General features: G+C 68.8%; 16 protein-coding genes. 12 read left to right on the forward strand and 4 right to left on the reverse strand.

What is annotated here, in order from left to right; all coding sequences use genetic code 11:
* Window positions 1-2: 2 nt before the first annotated feature.
* The 12 genes from CY652_RS01375 to CY652_RS01430 all read left to right on the forward strand — a co-directional run bounded on the left by CY652_RS01375 (window position 3) and on the right by CY652_RS01430 (window position 12,471).
* Entirely contained in the window at window positions 3-1,322 is a 1,320-nt protein-coding gene (locus CY652_RS01375; protein WP_102128874.1) for an MFS transporter, read from the forward strand.
* Between the two features lie 33 nt (window positions 1,323-1,355).
* Window positions 1,356-2,084 (forward strand): SDR family NAD(P)-dependent oxidoreductase, encoded by a 729-nt coding sequence (locus CY652_RS01380; RefSeq protein WP_102128875.1) that lies wholly within the window; start codon window positions 1,356-1,358, stop codon window positions 2,082-2,084.
* A gap of 62 nt (window positions 2,085-2,146) precedes the next feature.
* On the forward strand, window positions 2,147-2,956 hold the full coding sequence (locus tag CY652_RS01385; RefSeq protein WP_102128876.1) for an IclR family transcriptional regulator: 810 nt from the start codon (window positions 2,147-2,149) through the stop codon (window positions 2,954-2,956).
* A 35-nt stretch (window positions 2,957-2,991) separates the two neighbouring features.
* Window positions 2,992-4,131, forward strand: coding sequence for an iron-containing alcohol dehydrogenase (locus tag CY652_RS01390; RefSeq protein WP_102128877.1), 1,140 nt, complete (start codon window positions 2,992-2,994; stop codon window positions 4,129-4,131).
* Window positions 4,132-4,683: 552 nt separating this feature from the next.
* Window positions 4,684-5,853, forward strand: a complete 1,170-nt coding sequence (locus tag CY652_RS01395; RefSeq protein WP_102128878.1) for a porin — start codon at window positions 4,684-4,686, stop codon at window positions 5,851-5,853.
* 213 nt (window positions 5,854-6,066) lie between these two features.
* Window positions 6,067-6,738: a nitroreductase gene (locus tag CY652_RS01400; protein ID WP_102128879.1), complete on the forward strand. Its 672-nt coding sequence runs from the start codon at window positions 6,067-6,069 to the stop codon at window positions 6,736-6,738.
* Between the two features lie 247 nt (window positions 6,739-6,985).
* Window positions 6,986-8,155 carry a cyclopropane fatty acyl phospholipid synthase gene (gene cfa / locus CY652_RS01405; RefSeq protein ID WP_102128880.1) on the forward strand — a complete coding sequence of 390 codons (1,170 nt, stop codon included), beginning with the start codon at window positions 6,986-6,988 and terminating at the stop codon, window positions 8,153-8,155.
* Window positions 8,156-8,400: 245 nt separating this feature from the next.
* On the forward strand, window positions 8,401-9,144 hold the full coding sequence (locus CY652_RS01410) for a (Fe-S)-binding protein (RefSeq protein ID WP_102128881.1): 744 nt from the start codon (window positions 8,401-8,403) through the stop codon (window positions 9,142-9,144).
* The gene (locus tag CY652_RS01415) at window positions 9,141-10,538 is read left to right on the forward strand and encodes a lactate utilization protein B (protein WP_102128882.1); all 1,398 of its coding nucleotides are present in this window, start codon (window positions 9,141-9,143) and stop codon (window positions 10,536-10,538) included. Before CY652_RS01410 ends, CY652_RS01415 begins: the two co-directional genes overlap by 4 nt.
* Window positions 10,525-11,118: a LutC/YkgG family protein gene (locus CY652_RS01420; protein WP_102128883.1), complete on the forward strand. Its 594-nt coding sequence runs from the start codon at window positions 10,525-10,527 to the stop codon at window positions 11,116-11,118. The genes CY652_RS01415 and CY652_RS01420 overlap by 14 nt, the downstream gene beginning before the upstream one ends.
* A gap of 30 nt (window positions 11,119-11,148) precedes the next feature.
* A complete protein-coding gene (locus CY652_RS01425) occupies window positions 11,149-11,487 on the forward strand; it encodes a hypothetical protein (protein ID WP_258002140.1) in 339 nt (112 codons plus the stop codon).
* Window positions 11,488-11,511: 24 nt separating this feature from the next.
* The gene (locus CY652_RS01430) at window positions 11,512-12,471 is read left to right on the forward strand and encodes a hypothetical protein (RefSeq protein WP_146009996.1); all 960 of its coding nucleotides are present in this window, start codon (window positions 11,512-11,514) and stop codon (window positions 12,469-12,471) included.
* Window positions 12,472-12,563: 92 nt separating this feature from the next.
* Here the strand turns inward: CY652_RS01430 and CY652_RS01435 are convergent, their stop codons facing one another.
* The 4 genes from CY652_RS01435 to CY652_RS01450 all read right to left on the reverse strand — a co-directional run bounded on the left by CY652_RS01435 (window position 12,564) and on the right by CY652_RS01450 (window position 18,637).
* Window positions 12,564-13,934: an NYN domain-containing protein gene (locus CY652_RS01435; RefSeq protein ID WP_102128885.1), complete on the reverse strand. Its 1,371-nt coding sequence runs from the start codon at window positions 13,932-13,934 to the stop codon at window positions 12,564-12,566.
* A 150-nt stretch (window positions 13,935-14,084) separates the two neighbouring features.
* A complete protein-coding gene (locus tag CY652_RS01440; RefSeq protein ID WP_102128886.1) occupies window positions 14,085-15,143 on the reverse strand; it encodes a phytoene/squalene synthase family protein in 1,059 nt (352 codons plus the stop codon).
* A 141-nt stretch (window positions 15,144-15,284) separates the two neighbouring features.
* Entirely contained in the window at window positions 15,285-17,033 is a 1,749-nt protein-coding gene (locus CY652_RS01445) for a tetratricopeptide repeat protein (RefSeq protein ID WP_102128887.1), read from the reverse strand.
* A 197-nt stretch (window positions 17,034-17,230) separates the two neighbouring features.
* On the reverse strand, window positions 17,231-18,637 hold the full coding sequence (locus CY652_RS01450; protein ID WP_102128888.1) for a tetratricopeptide repeat protein: 1,407 nt from the start codon (window positions 18,635-18,637) through the stop codon (window positions 17,231-17,233).
* Between the last annotated feature and the right edge of the window lie 38 nt (window positions 18,638-18,675).

The raw sequence follows: 18,675 nt of genomic DNA on the forward strand, positions 1-18,675 counted from the left end.
CCGTGATCGACAAAAGCGCACGGCTCAGACGCACCCAGGTGCTGGCGATCGGCTTTCTGACCGTCGCCGGCACGATCAACTATCTCGACCGCAGCACGCTCTCGATCGCGAACCATTCGGTGAGCCGCGAGCTCGGGCTTTCCGCCGCGCAGATGGGGCTGCTGCTCTCGGCGTTTTCGCTCGCGTACGCGTTCGCGCAATTGCCCGTCGGCGCGCTACTCGACCGTTTCGGCCCGCGCGCGATGCTCGGCATCGGCATGTTCTTCTGGTCGGTCGCGCAGTTCGCGGGCGGCTTCATTCGCTCGCTCGACCATTTCCTGATCGCGCGCACGCTGCTCGGCGTCTGCGAGGCGCCGCTCTTTCCGGCCGGCGCGAAGGTCGTCAACGAATGGTTCGCGGCGCGGGACCGGGGCGGTCCGACGGGCATCTTCGTCACGTCGAGCACGGTCGGGCCGATGCTCGCGCCGCCGCTCCTGACCGTGCTGATGCTCTCGTTCGGCTGGCGCCGGATGTTCGTCGTGATGGGCGTGGCCGGCATGATCGTGGCGGTCGGCTGGTATCTGTTCTATCGCAACCGCGCCGAGGTGGCGCTGACCCGGGCCGAAGTGGCGCACCTCGAAGCCGGTTCGGGCGGCACCGGCGACGCCGCCGATGCCGCGGTGTCGCGCGCGCCGGATTTCGCGGAATGGGCCGGGCTGTTCCGGCATGCCAACACGTGGGGGATGATTCTCGGCTTCATGGGCGTCATCTACATGGTGTGGCTCTACCTGACCTGGCTGCCCGCCTATCTCGAACACGAGCGTCACCTGAGCATCGCGCGCACGGGCTGGGTCGTCGCGATTCCCTACGTGTTCGGTACGCTCGGCATGGCGACGAGCGGCTATTTCGCCGACTTCCTGCTGCGTCGCGGCAGTCCGCCCGTGCGCAGCAGGAAGTGGCCGATCTGCATGGGGCTGATCGGCGGGGCCGCGTTCACGGTGCCGGCCGCCTATACGCCGAGCACGACGCTCGCCGTCGTCTACATCTCGGCGGCGATGTTCTTCATCAACCACGCGAGCGGCGGCGCCTGGGCGCTCGTGAGCGTGGCCGCGCCGCGCCGGCTCGTGGCCTCGCTCGGCAGCATGCAGAACTTCGGCGGGTATCTGGGCGGCTCGCTCGCGCCCGTCGTGACCGGCATGGTCGTCGACGAGACCCACTCGTTCGTCGACGCGCTCGTCATCAGCGCGGCCATCGCATTCGCGGCCGCGATGGTCTATCTGTTCGTCGTGCGCGAGATAACCGCGCGCGAGCCGGTGACGGTGGGCCGCCTGACGTCTCATTGATCCAGGGAAGCCACAGAGGAAAGGAATCGGCACATGACCTTCGAAAGAGACCTGTTCTCGGGAAAGACGGCGCTCGTGACGGGCGGGTTCTCCGGCATCGGCGCGCGCGTCGCGGCGCGGCTCTCCTCGCTCGGCGCGCGCGTGACGGCGGCCGGCCTCGCGCCGGCCGCGGGCGTCGACGACCCGTTGCCGCAGGCAGTCCGGCGCCTCGTGCTCGACGTCGGCTCGAAACCGGACGTCGACGGCGCGCTCGCGGCGTTCGGGCGTCTGGACATCGTCGTCAACTGCGCGGGCGTGATTCGCCGTCAGGAGGAGCACGACCCCGAGGTGTTCGCGCGCGTGCTCGATATCAACCTGACCGGCACGATGCGCGTCTGCGCGGCGGCGCGCGCGCCGCTGCGCGAGACGAAGGGCTGCATCGTCAACACGGCGTCGATGCTCTCGTTCTTCGGCGGCGGCCTCGTGCCGGCCTACAGCGCGAGCAAGGGCGGCGTGGCGCAATTGACGAAATCGCTTGCCATCGCCTACGCGGCCGATGGCATCCGCGTCAACGCCGTCGCGCCGGGCTGGATCGCGACGCCGCTGACCGCGCCGCTGCAGGGCGACGCGGCGCGCTCGCGGGCCATCCTCGAACGTACGCCGCTCGGACGATGGGGCGAGCCGGACGAGGTCGCGCAGGTGGTCGCGTTCCTCTGCAGCCCGGCGGCGTCGTTCATGACGGGCGCCGTCGTGCCGGTCGACGGCGGTTATCTCATTGCCTAGCCCGCGGCCGGACGCGCACGGGAGCCCCTGCATAATGGCGCTTTTTACGACGCTCATCTGCCATGCCGATACCGATTCCCGCGCTCGCCGCGACGAAGGCCGTGGCCGGTGCCGCCGCGTTCTCGAAGTTCATGGCGGTGCTGCAACTGATCGCCGACGCGGAAGCGCCGCCCAACGTCGCCGCGCTGGCCGCGGGCTCGGGCTTTCCGCGCCCGACGGTCTATCGCATCGTCGCGGCGCTCGAGGCCGAGGGGCTCATCTGCGAGAACGCCGACGGGGGCACCTACGGGCTCGGCCCCCGGCTCATCAGTCTCGCGAGCCGGAGCTGGGCGGGCTCGAATCTGCGCGTGGCGTCGGCCGACGCGCTGCGCACGCTGCGCGACCTGACGCGCGAGACCGTGCACCTCGCGGTGCCGAGCCTGCCCGGCATGGTCTATATCGACAAGCTCGAAAGTCCGCAGACGGTACGCATGGCGTCGCGCATCGGCACGCGCGTCTCGCTGCATTCGAGTTCGGTCGGCAAGGCGTATCTGGCGGCGCTCGAACCCGCGGTACGCGAAAGCCTCATCGACGCGCTCGAATGCGTGCGCTTCACGCCGAACACGATCGTTTCGGCCGCGAAGCTGCGCAAGGAGATCGCGGCGACGGCGGCGCGCGGCTATGCCGTCGACGACGAGGAAAACGAGCTGCAGATTGTCTGCTACGGCGCGGCGATTCCGGGGGCCGACGGCGTGCCGGCCGGCTGCGTAAGCATCAGCATGCCGCTCTTCCGGCGCAACGACGCGGCCATGCAGACAAACATCCGTCATCTGCTCGACGCCTGCGCCGCCATCTCGGCGCGTCTCGGCCGGGACCAGGCGTCCGGGGCGTAGTCGGGTTCAACCGCGGTTAACTGGAGCGAGTCGCCATGTCCACCATCAGCTACATCACCCAGATCCAGTTCGGCTACGACTCGCTCGGCCTGTTGAAGCAGGAGTGCGCTCGCGTCGGCATCCGGCGTCCGCTCGTCGTCACCGATGCCGGCGTGAGGCGCGCGGGCATCGTCGCGCGCGTGCTCGCGCAGCTCGACGGCGCGAGCGAGAACGACGTCTACGACGGCACGCCGCCCAACCCGAACGAGCGCGCCGTGCGCGCCGCCGTCGAGCAGTTCCGCGCGGGCGGCCACGACGGCATCGTGGCCGTGGGCGGGGGTTCGTCGATCGATCTCGCGAAGGGCGTCGCGGTCTGCGCGACGCACGACGGGCCGCTGCGCTCGTTCGCGGCCATCGAGGGCGGCGCGTCCCGCATCACGGCGGCCACGGCGAGCGTCATCGCCGTGCCGACGACGGCCGGCACCGGCAGCGAGGTGGGACGCGGCGCGATCCTGATCCTCGACGACGGACGCAAGGTCGGCATCCTCTCGCCGCACGTGGTGCCGAAGGCGGCGATCTGCGATCCGGCGCTGACGCTCGACTTGCCCGCCGCGCTGACGGCCGCGACCGGCATGGACGCGATCGCCCACTGCATCGAGACGTTCCTTTCGCCGGCGTTCAATCCGCCCGCCGACGGCATCGCGCTCGACGGCCTGCGCCGCGCCTGGGCCTTCATCGAGCGCGCGACGAACGAGCCGCACGACCGCGAGGCGCGCCTGAACATGATGAGCGCCTCGATGCAGGGCGCGCTTGCGTTCCAGAAGGGGCTGGGCTGCGTGCACAGCCTGAGCCATTCGCTCGGCGGCATCAACCCGGCCCTGCATCACGGCACGCTCAATGCCGTTTTTCTGCCGGCGGTGCTGCGCTTCAACGCGAGCGCGGCCAGCGTGACGGACGAGCGCAAGATGGCGCGGCTCGCGCAGTCCATGGCGCTCGGGCCGTCGGAAAGCCCCGACGAGGCCATCGCCCGCATGAACGCGCGCCTCGGGCTGGCGCGCGGGCTGGCCGAACTCGGCGTGGAGCGCGCGCTGTTTCCGCGCATCGTGACGGGCGCGCTTGCCGACCACAGCCACAAGAGCAACCCGCGCGACGCGTCGCCGGACGACTATCTGGCGTTGCTGGACGCATCGATGTGAGACGGCGCGGCCGGGAGTGTTGCGTTTGTGCCGAATCGCGGGCGCGCCGGCCGGCGTAATCCGTGCGGCATGGAGTCTCACTTGATCGCGGGCGCGGGCCGATCCATCGGTTGATTTTTTCGACGTCGGCGTGGGGCGGCCGCGCCGCGCCGACGTCGCCTACGCGCTGCCGGTCGGGGCGGCGCGCGCCGGTCCCGGCATGCCGGGACTCATCGCCCTGGCCGCCGACATTTTTTTCATCTCCTTGTTTCGTTGGTCTTTTTTCCGGGCGTTCATGTCGAGCGGACGCGTGCCGCCGCACGGTTCGTCTGGCGACGAGTCGCGGAAGGCCCAGGGTATTGCACCGGCCCATCGCTGCCAATCATCCGTTATCCGAAATTATGGATAGAACCGTCCTGAAAATGAGCACCGGTTTCGCGTCGTTCGCCGGACGCGGCGGCTCTCAAGAATCGAAGATTTCGATCTACAGTCCGCTTCCCATTCTTCCGTAAAGTTGCCGTCGGCTTCGTGCCGGAAACCGTAACTGGACAGGAAATATGGGAGTCCTGAAATATGAGACGTCTTTTACCGATCGCACTATCCGCAGGCCTGCTTTTCTCGGTCGCCGCCTATGGACAGGGTAGCGTCACGCTGTACGGCATCGTCGATTCGGGCATTGCCTGGGTCCACAACGCCGCCGACGACAACGGACAGAACCAGCGTTCGCTCTTCGCGTATTCGGGCGGCAATATGCAGGGCAGCCGCTGGGGGCTGCGCGGCAACGAGGATCTCGGCGGCGGTCTCGCCGCGATCTTCCAGATCGAGAGCGGTTTCAATCTCGGCACGGGTCGGCTCAAGCAGGGCGGACGCGCGTTCGGCCGCAAGGCCGTGGTCGGCCTTTCGGGCGCGAACTGGGGGACGGTCACGCTGGGCCGGCAGCTCGACCCGGTCGTGGACCTCGTGCAGGCCCTCACCGACGACGGTCCGTTCAGCGGCGTGTTCGGCACGCCCGGCGACGTCGACAACTACGACAACAGCGTGCGCGTGAGCAACTCGATCAAGTACGTGAGCCCGACGTTCTCGGGCCTGAAGGTCGAGGCGCTCTACGGGTTCGGCGGCGTGGCGGGCTCGATCGGCAGCGGCCAGACCTGGAGCCTCGGCGCGGGCTGGTCGGGCGGACCGCTCTCGCTGGCGGCCGGCTACTTCTACGCGAACGGCGGCAATCCGCTTGCCGCAACGGGCAACCGCGGCTGGAGCGGCAGCTCGGACAGCCTGTTCAATACCGTGATCAACGAGGGTTTTGCGAGTGCGCATTCCATCAAGATCGTGCGCGCGGGCGGGCAGTACGTCGTCGGGCAGGCGACCCTGGGCGTGGCGTATTCGAACACGCGGTACGGCACCGACGCGTATTCGAGCTTCGGGCAGACGGCGAAGTACAACAACGGCTCGGCGTTCTTCAACTGGCAGTTCACGCCGGTGCTGATGATGGGTCTCGGCTATAACTACACCGCGTTGACGGGACCGGCGTCGGCGCACTACAACCAGGCGAACCTCGGCATCGACTACACGCTCACGAAGCGCACCGACGTCTACGCCCTGGCCGGCTACCAGAAGGCGAGCGGCCACACGCTCGACTCGGCGGGCCGGCTGGTTCGCGCGCGGGCCGCGATCGGCAACTACGGCGTGAGTTCGGGGGCGTCGAGCCAGGCGCTTTCGCTGGTCGGCATCCGCCACCGGTTCTGATGCCGGATTCCGGCCCGAGCAGGTCGGCGGGCTGGAAGGTCGAGGAAGGGGCGCCAACGGGCGCCTCTTTTTTTGGCTGCCCGGTATGGCGAGCAAGGCCCGTCCGCGATCGGCCGACGCCTGCCGGCGCACGCGGAATCGCGGATAATCGGCCCTCGGGCCGGGCGCGGTCGTCCGTTTCGCGTCCGGCCAGCCATCGAAGGAGAGTTTGCGTTGAAGGTCAGCGAGGCGGTGCGCAGCCGCAAATCCGTTCGCCAGTTTTTGCCCGATCCCGTCTCCCCGGCACTGATCCGCGAGGTGCTCGAGGCCGCCGCCCGCGCGCCGTCCGGCGGCAATCTTCAGCCCTGGTATCTGCACGTCGTGGGCGGCGAGGCGCTGGCGGGCCTCAAGTCCGTCGTGGCGAAGCGGCTTGCCGACGCGCCCGACGGCGAGCGCGCGCGACACGACGTCTATCCGCCGAATCTGGCCTCGCCGTACCGTGAGCGGCGCTTCCAGGTGGGCGAGGACCTGTACCGCAGCATCGGCATCGACCGCGGGGACAAGGCCGGCCGCCTGCGCCAGTTCGCGCGCAATTTCGTGTTCTTCGATGCGCCGCTCGCGCTCTTTTGCAGCGTCGACCGGCGAATGGGGCCGCCGCAGTGGGCGGACCTCGGCATGTATCTGCAGACGGCGATGCTGCTGCTGCGCGAGGCCGGGCTGCATAGCTGCGCCCAGGAATGCTGGGTGCGCTACGCGCAGACGGTCGGCGATTTCCTCGCGCTGCCGCCGGAGCGGATGCTGTACACCGGCATGGCCATCGGCTACGAGGACCCGCGGGCGCCGATCAACCAGTGGCGTTCGGCGCGCGCGCCGCTCGACGAATTCGCGCAGTTCGTCGGCATCTGAGCTGTCCCGTCCCCTGACGCGCCCGGGACGCCCCCTGCGGCGAAATGCCCTTGCATGGCCGGCGCGACGTGCCGGAGTCGGGTCCGCCGTCCGCGCGGCGACGGCATCTTTATTGCTTCGGACGGTCGCGGGAGGCCCGTGGTGCGCGGGTTTGTGCAGATTTGCCGAACAAGGTGCATCATATAGCCCGAAAAATTGCACGACCTCGAAAAAAGAACGCTATAAAAAGCCAGGACACGGAGTATTTATGGCAACGACAGATCTCAAAACCGTTCAGCCGGCGGGCGACAAGGCGACTTCGAGCGCTGGCCGGTTCGTCGCCGACCTGCTCTCGCGCGCGGATATCCGCGTCGGCGGGACACGGCCGTGGGACATTCGCATGCTCAAGGAAGGGGTGCCGGAGCGGGCGCTGGCAGCCGGCAACCTGGGCCTTGGCGAGGCGTACATGGACGGCCACTGGGAATGCGACGAGCTCGACCAGTTCTTCGCGCGCGTGCTGGGCGCCCATCTGGACGAGCAGATCGAGCCGGCGCGGCTCGTCTTCCACGCGCTGCGCGCGAAGTTCCTGAACCGCCAGACGATGCGGCGCGCATGGCAGGTCGGTGAGCAGCACTACGACATCGGCAACGAGTTTTACGAGGCGATGCTCGACAGGCGCATGACCTACACGTGCGGCTACTGGGCCGGCGGCGCGCAGACGCTCGAGGAGGCCCAGGAGCAGAAGCTCGACATGATTTGCCGCAAGCTCGGGCTCAAGCCCGGCATGCGGCTCCTCGACATCGGCTGCGGCTGGGGCAGCCTGATGGGTTTTGCGGCCGAGCACTACGGCGTGACCTGCGTCGGCGTCACGATCTCGAAGGAGCAGGCCGAGTTCGGCGCGGCGCGCTGCAAGGGCCTGCCGGTCGAGTTCCGGCTGCAGGACTACCGGCTGCTCGACGAGCGCTTCGACCGCATCGCGAGCGTCGGCATGTTCGAGCACGTCGGCCCGAAGAACTACCGCACCTACATGGAGGTCGCGCAACGCTGCCTCGTGGACGACGGCCTGTTCCTGCTGCACACGATCGGCAAGAACCGCCGCAACACGTCGCCCGACCCGTGGATCGACAAGTACATCTTCCCGAACGGCGAGCTGCCGACGATCGGCCAGATCGCCGACGCCTCGGGCGGGTTGTTCGTGACCGAAGACCTGCACAACTTCGGTGCCGACTACGACCGCACGCTGATGGCCTGGCACGCGAATTTCGAGGCGGCCTGGCCGCGCTTCCAGGCGCAGATGGGCGAGCGTTTCTACCGGATGTGGCGCTACTACCTGCTGTCGTGCGCCGGCGCGTTCCGCGCGCGCGACATCCAGCTCTGGCAATGGGTGCTCTCGAAGAACGGCGTGTCCGGCGGCTACAAGCGGCCCGCGGTGGGCTGAGGCCGAACCGGCGTCTCGTTCTTCTTGCGGCAGGACGGGCGGCCCGCGCAACCGGCGCGGGCCGCCCGTTTTTCGTTCGCGCCAGATGTTCTCCGGCGTGCTCCGTTCGCCCGGACGGCGCGCCGGAAAGGCGTCGCGGGGTGCCTGCCGCGCGCCGGCGTCCCGTCGTTATTACCCTGGTGGAGGGCTGCCGGGGTTCGGCAGTAGAATGATTGCGTCCCCATTCCGCGCGGTCGTGCCACGACATGAAGGTCGCTCTTTTCATTCCCTGCTTCATCGACGCGTTCTATCCCGAGGTCGGCATCGCGACGCTCGAGTTGCTCGAGCGTTTCGGCGTCGAGGTCGACTATCCGCTGAACCAGACCTGCTGCGGCCAGCCGATGGCCAATAGCGGCGCGCAGGCCGAGGCGGCCGGCGCCGAGCGCGTGTTCGTGCGCAATTTCGCCGGTTACGACTACATCGTCGGGCCGTCGGCGAGCTGCATCAACCACGTGCGCGACCATCTGACGGCCATCGAGCAGACCGACGAGGTGGGCAAGGTCCGCACGAGCGCCTACGAGCTCGTCGAGTTCCTGCACGACGTGCTCGGCGCGCGCGAGTTTCCGTGGGCCGAGTTTCCGCATCGCGTGGGGTTGCACAACAGTTGCAGCGCGCTGCGGCATCTGAAGGAGGCGTCGGTCTCGGAGATCGCGGGCGAATCGTTTTCGAAGCCGCGCGCGCTGCTTCAGACCGTGAAGGGCATCGAGTTCGTGCAGCCCGCGCGCGTCGACGAATGCTGCGGCTTTGGCGGCACGTTCGCCGTGACCGAGGAGGCCGTCTCGGTGCGCATGGGCCAGGACAAGGTACTCGACCATCTGGGCGCGGGCGCCGAGTACATCGTGTCGGGCGACATGTCGTGCCTCATGCACCAGCAGGGGTGCGCCGAGCGCATGAACGCCGGGATGCGCTTCATCCACATCGCCCAGATCCTGAACGGAGCGCGCGAATGAGCCGGATCGATCACGCACGGTCGGCGGGCGAGTTCATCGCGCGGCCGGAACACCTCGCCTTCCACGACAAGCGGCTCTGGGACCTGCGCAAGAAGCGCGACGCCCAGGCGCACGCGATCGCCGAATGGGAAACGCTGCGCTCGCTCGCCTCTGCCATCAAGGCGCACACGCTCTCGCGGCTCGCCGATTATCTGGAGCAGTTCGCGAACGCGGCCGAGGCCAACGGCGTGCGCGTGCACTGGGCCGACACGGGCGAAGAGCACAACGAGATCGTCTACCGGCTGCTCAGCGAGCGCGGCATGACCTCGCTCGTGAAGAGCAAGTCGATGCTGACCGACGAATGCGCGATGCGCGAGTACCTGGAGCCGCGCGGCATCGAGGTGATGGAAACGGACCTCGGCGAGCGCATCCAGCAGCTCGACAACGAGGCGCCGAGCCACTTCGTCGTGCCGGCCGTGCACAAGCTGCGCGACGACGTGGCTAACGTGTTCGGACGCACCATCGGCACCGATCCGGCCAACAGCGACATCCACTATCTCGCCGAAAGCCAGCGCATGAACACGCGGCCGTGGTTCGTGCGCGGCAAGACGGCCGGCATGACGGGCTGCAACTTCGCCGTGGCCGAGACGGGCACCGTGGTCGTCTGCACCAACGAGGGCAACGCGGACCTCTCGGCCAACGTGCCGCCGCTGCATATCGTCTCGCTCGGCATCGAGAAGCTGATTCCGCGGCTCTCGGATCTGGGCGTGTTCATCCGCATGCTGTCGCGCAGCGCGCTCGGCTCGCCGATCACGCAATACACCTCGCATTTCCGCGCGCCGCGGCCGGGCACGGAGATGCACTTCATCCTCGTCGACCACGGGCGTTCGGAGCGCCTCGCGATGGAGGACTTCTGGCACTCGCTCAAGTGCATCCGCTGCGGCGCGTGCATGAACACCTGCCCCGTCTACCGGCGCAGCGGCGGGCTCTCGTACGGCAACACCACCTATACCGGGCCGATCGGCGCGATCATCAACCCGACCTTCGACCTGAAGCGCTTTTCCGCGCTGCCGTTCGCCTCGACGCTGAACGGTAGCTGCACGAACGTCTGCCCCGTGAAGATCAACATTCACGAGCAGATCTACAAGTGGCGCCAGGTGATCGCCGAGCGTCACGAGGTGCCGTTCGTCAAGCAGGAAGTGCTGAAGATGGCGGGGCGGCTGCTCGCGAGCCCGACGCTTTATCGCGCGACGGTCAAGTCGCTCGACGGCGCGCTGCGGCGTCTGCCGAACTTCGTGCTCTACAACCCGATGAACATCTGGGGCCGCCAGCGCGATCTGCCGGACGCCCCGTCCACGACGTTCCACGCGTGGTACCGGAAAAATCGCAAGGGGGACGACCATGGCCAGTCGTGAGGCGTTTCTCGCGAGAGTGCGCGCGGCGCAGCCGGTCGCGCCGGAACTGTCCGAATTGCCCGAGGTGCCGCTCTTCGATACGCCGCCGGGCGATCTGCGCGAGCGGTTCACGGCGGCGCTCAAGGGGATGGGCGGCGACTGCGTGGCGGTTCGCGATGCCGCCGAGGTTGCCGCGCTGATTCGCGAACGCCACGGCGAAGATGCCGTGGTCTGCTCGGCCGCGCCCGAGGTGCCCGGCACGCGAGCGCTCACGGCCGACACGCCGCCCGAGTCGCTCGAGGACGTCGACGTCGGCGTGCTGCGGGCGCGCTTCGGCGTCGCGGAGACGGGCTCGATCTGGGTGAGCGAGCGCGAATACACGGTGAACGCGCTCGGCTACCTCGTGCAGCATCTCGTGGTGCTGCTCGATCCAGCCCAACTCGTGGCGGGATTGCAGGACGTGTACCGCCGCCCGGACTTTCGCGAGGCGCGCTACGCGGCGCTGGTGACGGGGCCGTCCGCGACGGCCGACATCGAGGGCGTGCTGATTCTCGGCGCGCAGGGCGTCCGCTCGCTGACGGTGGCGTGGCTGGCGCCGTGATGGAATGAACGGGAGGCGAGGAGGCGCGCGATGCGACGCAAGCTGCTCAATGCTTCACGGTTGCAGGCCGAAGTGAGCCGGCGTATCCACCACCTGCCCGAAGTCGCGGACGACGGCGTGAAGATCGTCGTGCCGCGCCCGCAGCTCCAGCCGCCCGACGCGAGCGGCTGCAACTGGACGATGAAGCCCTTCGGCCACGCCGCCGGGTTCGAGAAAGGCATCGCTGCCGTGCTCGCGCGCGTTCGTGCCGAATACAACCTCGCGGACGAGTCCGATCCGGGTAGGGTGGGCAGCGATCCGTTCGGCGGACCGGGAGCGTCGAATGCCGGGTCCGCTCGCAAGAGACCTGTCGATCCGTTTAAGGCATGAAGCGCGGCGACCGGCGCCGCGAAAATGAGCCCGGCCGGGGCCATTGCTTCGTTCTTCGCGACATCGCTACCGAATGTCGACTCCGCTGTGCCTGACCGGCTGGCATTCTGCCGTGAAGGCGGAGCCATCCCGGCGCGGCTGGAGTTCATCGACATGGTTCAACGTTTACAGGGTCCTCGCGGATCGGGCGTCTCCCAGGTGCCCGACGGGCATTTAACTTCGACGAGTCCGTCGTCGCCGGCACCTGGAAAACAGGGAAGGGGGCAACTGAGGCCGGCCGACGGCCCGCTCGCGAACCTGCCCGTATTGCGGAGAAGCGACTCCATGACGGCCGTCCATGAGGCGAAATTCGCCGTGACGAGCGCGGCCCGCGTCGAAGTGACGGAGCAAGACGGCAAGAAGTCCGTGTTTTATGCCCCCGCGTTCGCAAACTACGGCAAGACAGGGGGCGGCATGCACAAGTTTTCGGATAACGGAGGCGGCGCCGCGCCTCCTCCGGATATCCCCGATCGGGCGCCGGAGGATCGTAAGCCCCTGCGCCAGATCGAGCGCAACGACAAATCCCGTGCCCACAGCCCCGAACGAGAGGGCCCAGCACTATGCGATTCCAGCCTTTCCACGCATGACGCCGAAGTCCATACGAGACGGGCGGTCCTTCAATACGGAGAGCAGCGGTTTCGAAACCGTCGGAACCCTGTGGAGGTCAACATCGAATTTCACGGCAATGAGGGGCCATGCGGCGATTCGGACGAAACAGGCTGCAAGGGCCGGTTGGAGAAGACAAGCGACGCTTTTGCGGAATATCTCCCGTCGGGGTCGCGGATCACGACGACCGCGGTCTATAACAACAGGCATCCGGCGAAGCGGGGCTACATTCCGACTCACTATGGCTATCCCGACGGGGACGTGGACAAACGATATGGGGCGGCCGGGAACGGCCACGTGCTGCATACGCACCCGATAACGAGCAAGACAAAGGCGTAGCCGGGGTTGCGTCTGGAGACGGGAAAGGTCTTGCGCCTGGTTTGCGGGTTTCCACGGGCCGGCCGGTTGTACTCGCCCGGCCCCCCCCGGGCTCACTCCTGGCTCTCGCTTTCCGCCGCCTTGCTGCGCGGGCGGCGGCTTCGCGAGGTCTTCCTGGCCGCGGGGGCCGGTTGCGGCGCGGCGGCTTGCGCGAGTTCGGGCGCGCTCGGGGCGGTTGTGGCGCTCGGGGCGCTCGCCGCAGCGTCGGCGGCCGAATCGGCCGATTCCGCAGCTTCGCGCTTGCCGCGTCCGCGTGCAGCCGGTTTGCGCGTGCGGCGCGGAGCGCTCGCGCGTTCCGCCGGCACAGCGCTTTCTTCCTGCACGGCTTCGACCGGTGCCGTCTCATGCGTTTCGCGAGGCGCATCGGCCGCTACGTCGCCGTCGCGACTCGAGGCTTCGGGCGCGGCGGCCTTCGACGGCCGATTTCCCCGCTCGACTTCCGTCCCGGCTTCGGCAACGTTCGCCCCGGCGGTCGGCCGCGTATCGCGGCGACCGCGCCGGCGGCCGCGCGTATCGTCGGCATGGGCGTTCGGCGCGTCGCCCGTCGGCGCGTCGGCGGACGGTGCCGCGGCGCCCGCTGTTGCGCCGGCCTGACTGTGGCTCGAAGTCGGGCGCGAGACGTAGGCGCCCGATTTCTCGTCGCGGCCCACTTCGAGCAGACCGCGCGCCTGCGCCTCGTCGAGCAGATTGCCGAACGCGCGAAAGCCGTAGCGCGACTCGCTGAAGTCCGGCCGGCGCCGCTTGATCGCGCTCTTGAGCACCGACGCCCAGATCTTGCCGCTTTCGCCGCGCTCGGAGACGAGCGCGTCGAGCGTCTCGACGGCCAGCGCGATCGCCTTCGAGCGGCGCTCGTCCTGCTCCGGCTTCGGTTGCCGCTCGTCGCCGGCCTGGCCCTGCCGTTTCGCCGGCGCGGCGGCGGCCTCGCGCTTCGTCTCCGCGCGCCGCTGCTCGCGCACGAGGTCGTCGTAGAAGATGAATTCGTCGCAGTTCGCCACGAGCAGGTCGGAGGTCGAGTTCTTCACGCCGACGCCGATCACCTTCTTGTCGTTCTCGCGCAGCTTCGAGACGAGCGGCGAGAAGTCCGAGTCGCCGCTCACGATCACGAACGTGTCGACGTGCGATTTCGTGTAGCAGAGGTCGAGCGCGTCGACGACGAGCCGGATGTCGGCCGAATTCTTGCCGGACTGGCGCACGTGCGGGATTTCGATGAGCTCGAAGCTGGCCTCGTGCATCGACGACTTGAAGCCCTTGTATCGTTCCCAGTCGCAGTAGGCCTTCTTGACGACGATGTTGCCCTTGAGCAGCAGCCGCTCAAGCACGGGCTTGATGTCGAAGCGGTCGATCTTCGCGTCGCGCACGCCGAGCGCGACGTTCTCGAAGTCGCAGAACACCGCCATGCTGACGTTTTCCTGGGGTGAGGCCATGAGTGATTCCGTTGGGGTCCGTGTGAATGACGCCGGGGGCGCCGGAAGGCCGTCCATTCCGCGGGCTTCCGGAAGCCCATCGCGTCCATCATGCCAGTTTGCGGCGAGGCGCGTGCGGCACGGCGTGTTGCGGCGGAGTCGTTCGCCGTCCTACGGCTTCAGCCGCGCCTCGATTTGCGCGAGGAGACCGTCGGCCCAGCGGCGGATCAGCCGGTCCGACGGCGCGACGAACGGCGAGCGCGCGATGATCCGGTAGACGCGCTTGCGGGATATCTTCGAGATTTTTTCGGGGACGAGCCACGCGTCGTTGTCGACGAGCAGCAGCAGCGTTTCCAGTCCGATCAGGATCGGCCAGAGGCAGGCGAGCCGCAGCCGCATCGCGAAGCGGGGCAGGGCCAGCGTGTAGCGCACCGCCTCGCGATAGTGCCCGAGCGTGGTGCCGACCAGCTCGAACATGAGCGCGCGCGCGCGCAGCGAGGCGTCGGGGCGCAGCAGATCGTCGGGCGCGAGGCCAAAGTGCGCGAGCCGGTCGGACGGCAGATAGCAGCGCCCGATACGCAGGTCGCGGGCGCAGTCGCGCAGGACGTTCGTCAGTTGCAGCGCCTTGCCGAAGCGCACGCCGCGCGCGAGCATCGGCGCGGCGTCGCCCATGTTGCCCTCGATCGCGCCCGGCACGTGCGCGTGCGTCATCCGGGTCCAGAACTCGCCGACGCAGCCCGCCACGAGATAGGTATAGCGGTCGAGCTCGTCGAAGCGGCCGAGCGCGCCGATGCGCCCCGAACGTTCGTCGGGAAACGTCCGCAAGTCGAATTCCATGCCCGTCGTGAGCGTCGTCACGATCTCGCGCACGGCGGCCCGGTCCGGCTCGTCGAGCTGGGCGAGCACGCCGAGCGCCGGGCCCAGCGATTCGAGCAGTACCTTCTCGTCCGACTGCGTCTGCTGGGCCGCGACCTCGCTCGCGATCCGGCGCAGCGTCGCGTCGTCGGCCTCGCCGTTGACCTGCGCGCGCAGCGACAGCAGCAGGTCGAGCCGCTGCGCCGGCGCGATCAGCGAGGTGTCCGCGATCGTGTCGGCGGCGCGCGCGAGCAGATAGGCGAGCCCGACCGGATCGCGCATCCCGGCCGGCAGTACCCGCAGGGTCAGGAAGAACGAGCGTGAAACGCCTTTCAGAAGCGGGCCGAGCAGGAAGGCCCGGTTGGGAGTCGGCATGGGCGGGAGCGGAGCGGGTTCGACGAAAGCGGAAAGCGGGGGCATTGTACACGGCGGGGGCGGCCGCCTTGACCGGTTGTTTCGGCCTGCGCTCCCCGTCCGCGCTTTGTCCGCCGGGCCGGCCGTCATGTCTCCATGCCGTCAGGCGCCGGCCGTCCCGGTTCCCCAGACCGCCTCGCAGCCGAGCCTGATCTGCTCGACCACGTCGTCCCATCCCGCCGTTGACGACTGCCGGAACAGCCTCATCACGCCCGGATACCACGGCGAATCGGCGCGCCCGTGCATCCAGCGCCAGTCGGGGTCCTTCTTCGGCAGCATTACCCAGCAGGGTTTGCCGAGCGATGCCGCGAGGTGCGCGACGGCCGTGTCCACGCAGATGACGAGATCGAGCTGGTCGAGAACGGCCGCACTGTCGGCCAGGTCCTCGACCTCGGCGCCGAGGTGCAGCAGCGGCTGGCCGGCGGGCGGCGACTGCGCCTCGTCCTCGCCCGGCCCCTTCTGCAGGCTCACGAAATGGAGTCCCGGCACGCGCCAGAGCGGCGCCAGCGTCGCCAGCGAAGGCAGCGAGCGGTGGGCGTCGTTGTGATGCTTCGGGTTGCCCTTCCAGACGAGGCCGATGCGCCGGCCGTGCGGCAGCGCCGCCAGCCGCGGACGCCAGCGCTCGACGAGGTCCCGCCCGGCACGCAGCGGGAGCGCGGGCGGAATCGCGTCGGCGGTCGTGAGCAGGTGCAGCGGCAGGCTGAGCGGGCTCGTCCAGCAGTCGTATCCGGCGAGCCGCGCACGGGCTTCTTCGTGGCCGAGCACTTCGTCGACGCCGTCGACCGCGCGGAACAGCCGGTGCAGCGCTCGCGTACAGGCGAACGTGACGCGCTTCGCGCCGTACACCTTCAGCAGCCGGAAATAGCGGCCGAACTGGATCATGTCGCCGAGACCGTCTTCCTGCCAGACGAGGATCGAGCGGCCCGTGAGCGGGTCGCCGCGCCAGTGCTTCTCGCCGAGCAGGGCGCGGGTCCGGTGATGGATGTAGCCGGGCCGCTGGTAGCGCGCTTCGTAGAGCCGCCATCCTTCCTGAAAGCGTCCGAGGCTGATGAGCAGGACGGCGAGCGAGAACGTCGCGTTGCCGTGGCCCGGCTGCAGCGCGAGCGCCTGGCGGTAGGCCGCCTCGGCGTCGGACAGCCGCTCCAGCGCCTTGAGCACGTGGCCCAGGTTGCAGTGGGTGTCGGCGGCGTCGGGGCGCAGCGCGAGCGCGAAGCGATAGGACTCGACGGCGTCGGGCAGGCGCTCCTGCATCTGGAGCACGGTGCCGAGATTGTGATGGAACTCGTAGCGATGCGGGCTCAGCGCGAGCGCCTGGCGGTAGGCCGCCTCGGCTTCGGGCAGCCGCCGGCCGAGCTTGAACGCGTTGCCGAGGTTGTAGCAGGCCTCGGGATAGTCGGGACGCAGCGCCAGCGCGCGCCGGTATGACGCCTGCGCTTCGGGCAGGCGGTCGAGATTGGCGAGCACGACGCCGAGGTCGTTGTGCGCCTCGGCATAGTCGGGGCGCGCGTCGATCAGCCGGCGCAGCAGCGCTTCCATGTCCGGCTGCCGGCCGTCTTTCTTCAGCACGGGCAGGAGGCTGTAGTAGGCCTCGACGGCGTCGGGCTTCGCGTCGATGGCCCGGCGCCAGTAGGCCTCGGCGTCGGCGAAGCGGCCGAGGCCGAGCGAGCAGACCGCCGCGGTGTTCAACGCCCTGGCAAGATCGTCGCCCGCCAGCGGCGGCTCGGCGTCGAGCGTCGGTTTCACGAGGGCGAGGGCGTCGGCGAATTTGCGTGCGAGCTCGGGCGCGAGTCCGGGAGGGACGGGTGTTTCGGAACTGTCCGGGGCGGGCGCGTGCGTCGTCGATGAGGTCATGAGTGGGCCGGGGCGGCGGATCGGAAAGTGCCGGCCGTTCGTCCGGCCGGCACGCGCGGACGCGGCGGCCCGGCCGGACGAACGGCCAGTCTGGCGGTAGAGGCGTCCAGTCTGAAGGTTACGGCAAGGCCCGGCCGCGCGACGGCCGGAAATGAGCACGTTGCGCCCCGCTATTCGCGGGATAGGCGGGGCCGGCCTCAGCCGGCGGGCGGGTTCGCCGCGCGCGCGCCGAGCGCCGTGCGTTCGAGCAGCGCGTGGAACGCCTGCCTGATGCGCTCGACCGCCTCGGTCTTGTAGGGAAAGCGGCTGTTGTTGCCGTGCGCGAGCATGCTCGCGTTGACCTCGAAGACGACGATGGCGCCCTCGCGGTCGAGCCCGCAGTCGATGCCGAAGTAGTCGAGGCCGATGGTGTCCCGGATCGCGCGCAGCGCCTCGCGCTGCGACTCGCCGAACACGCTCCACGGCTCTTCGAGGAAGGTCTTCTCCTCGTCCTGCATCCACGCTATGTCGGCCATCGGCGTCGTGTTGTGGTGGATCTTCCATTTCTCGTCGATGGCGAGGTGGTACGGCAGGATCTCGCCGTTGACGTAGAAGAAGCGGTACTTGCGGAAGTATCCGTCGGCGGAGCGGTAGTCGACGAACGACGTCAGATAGAACCCGGGCAGATCGTGCTTCGCGAGGAATCTGGCGAGTTCCGCCGTGCTCTCCATCTTCTCGAAGTTGTCGCCGCCGTGCGTGCCGGCCGGGCGCACGAGCAGCGGGAACGGAATCGGCAGCGCGTCGTGGCCGGCGTTCTCGCTCACGCGGTCGCGCAATTCCGCGGCCTGGTAGAAGTGCGTTTGCGGCACGATGCAGCCGGGCGTGCCGGCAAGGCGCCGCGCCACCGCGTCGCGGCTGGTTTCGGCGACGAGCTTCGGCGGATTGAGCGCGGGCTTGCCGATGCGCTCGACGAGCGCCTGCGCCGGCTCGAGCAGCGCCTGGCTCTGGTCGACGTCGGAGATGAGATTGACGACCACGTCCGCGCTGGCGCGTAGCTGCTCGAGGTCGTAGTCGAAGTCGTGCAGCATGTTGACGACGTTGGTCTCGAAACGCGCCTTCTCGACGAGGAACGTGACCGGCGTGTTGCCGGCGCCCGGCGCGAAGACGAACAGCGCGCGGAAGTCCGGCGGCGAGACGGCGGCCGGCACGACGACGATCTGCCGCTTTTCGACGGCGCGCCGGAACGTGGCGCTCGCCTGCTCGCGCATCCCGAGCGCCTGCTGGAGGTTGGCGACGACGTGCAGCGTCGGCGGGTCGTCGGGTTCGAGGGCGAGAACGCGCAGGAAATGCTCGAGCGCGGGCTTCAGGCGGCCCGCGCCGGCGTGGGCGAGCCCGAGCTGCCGGTGCACGACGACGGTGTCGTCGCCGTTCTTCAGCAGCCGGCTCAGATAGCCGATGGCGTCGTCGTAGCGGTTCGTGCGGATCAGCACGAGGGAGAGCCCGATGTACGCCTCGCGATGGCCGGGCGAGACGCCGAGCGCCTGCCGGTAATGGGTTTCGGCGAGATCGAGGCGTCCTGCGTTTTGATGCTCGGCGCCGAGTTTGAGAAGCTGGTCGAGGGACATGGGCGGGGCGTGCGGGAAGACGGACGAAGCGGAGCGGG

This window comes from Burkholderia sp. WAC0059, from assembly GCF_002870125.1.
Taxonomy (GTDB): Bacteria; Pseudomonadota; Gammaproteobacteria; order Burkholderiales; family Burkholderiaceae; genus Paraburkholderia.

Coding starts and splice junctions, on each gene's coding strand:
- CY652_RS01380 (WP_102128875.1), top strand. CDS start 1,356: ATGACCTTCGAAAGAGACCTGTTCTCGGGAAAGACGGCGCTCGTGACG.
- CY652_RS01410 (WP_102128881.1), top strand. CDS start 8,401: ATGAAGGTCGCTCTTTTCATTCCCTGCTTCATCGACGCGTTCTATCCC.
- CY652_RS01445 (WP_102128887.1), bottom strand. CDS start 17,033: ATGACCTCATCGACGACGCACGCGCCCGCCCCGGACAGTTCCGAAACA.
- CY652_RS01435 (WP_102128885.1), bottom strand. CDS start 13,934: ATGGCCTCACCCCAGGAAAACGTCAGCATGGCGGTGTTCTGCGACTTC.
- cfa (WP_102128880.1), top strand. CDS start 6,986: ATGGCAACGACAGATCTCAAAACCGTTCAGCCGGCGGGCGACAAGGCG.
- CY652_RS01440 (WP_102128886.1), bottom strand. CDS start 15,143: ATGCCGACTCCCAACCGGGCCTTCCTGCTCGGCCCGCTTCTGAAAGGC.
- CY652_RS01385 (WP_102128876.1), top strand. CDS start 2,147: ATGCCGATACCGATTCCCGCGCTCGCCGCGACGAAGGCCGTGGCCGGT.
- CY652_RS01430 (WP_146009996.1), top strand. CDS start 11,512: ATGAGCCCGGCCGGGGCCATTGCTTCGTTCTTCGCGACATCGCTACCG.
- CY652_RS01415 (WP_102128882.1), top strand. CDS start 9,141: ATGAGCCGGATCGATCACGCACGGTCGGCGGGCGAGTTCATCGCGCGG.
- CY652_RS01425 (WP_258002140.1), top strand. CDS start 11,149: ATGCGACGCAAGCTGCTCAATGCTTCACGGTTGCAGGCCGAAGTGAGC.
- CY652_RS01395 (WP_102128878.1), top strand. CDS start 4,684: ATGAGACGTCTTTTACCGATCGCACTATCCGCAGGCCTGCTTTTCTCG.
- CY652_RS01450 (WP_102128888.1), bottom strand. CDS start 18,637: ATGTCCCTCGACCAGCTTCTCAAACTCGGCGCCGAGCATCAAAACGCA.
- CY652_RS01390 (WP_102128877.1), top strand. CDS start 2,992: ATGTCCACCATCAGCTACATCACCCAGATCCAGTTCGGCTACGACTCG.
- CY652_RS01420 (WP_102128883.1), top strand. CDS start 10,525: ATGGCCAGTCGTGAGGCGTTTCTCGCGAGAGTGCGCGCGGCGCAGCCG.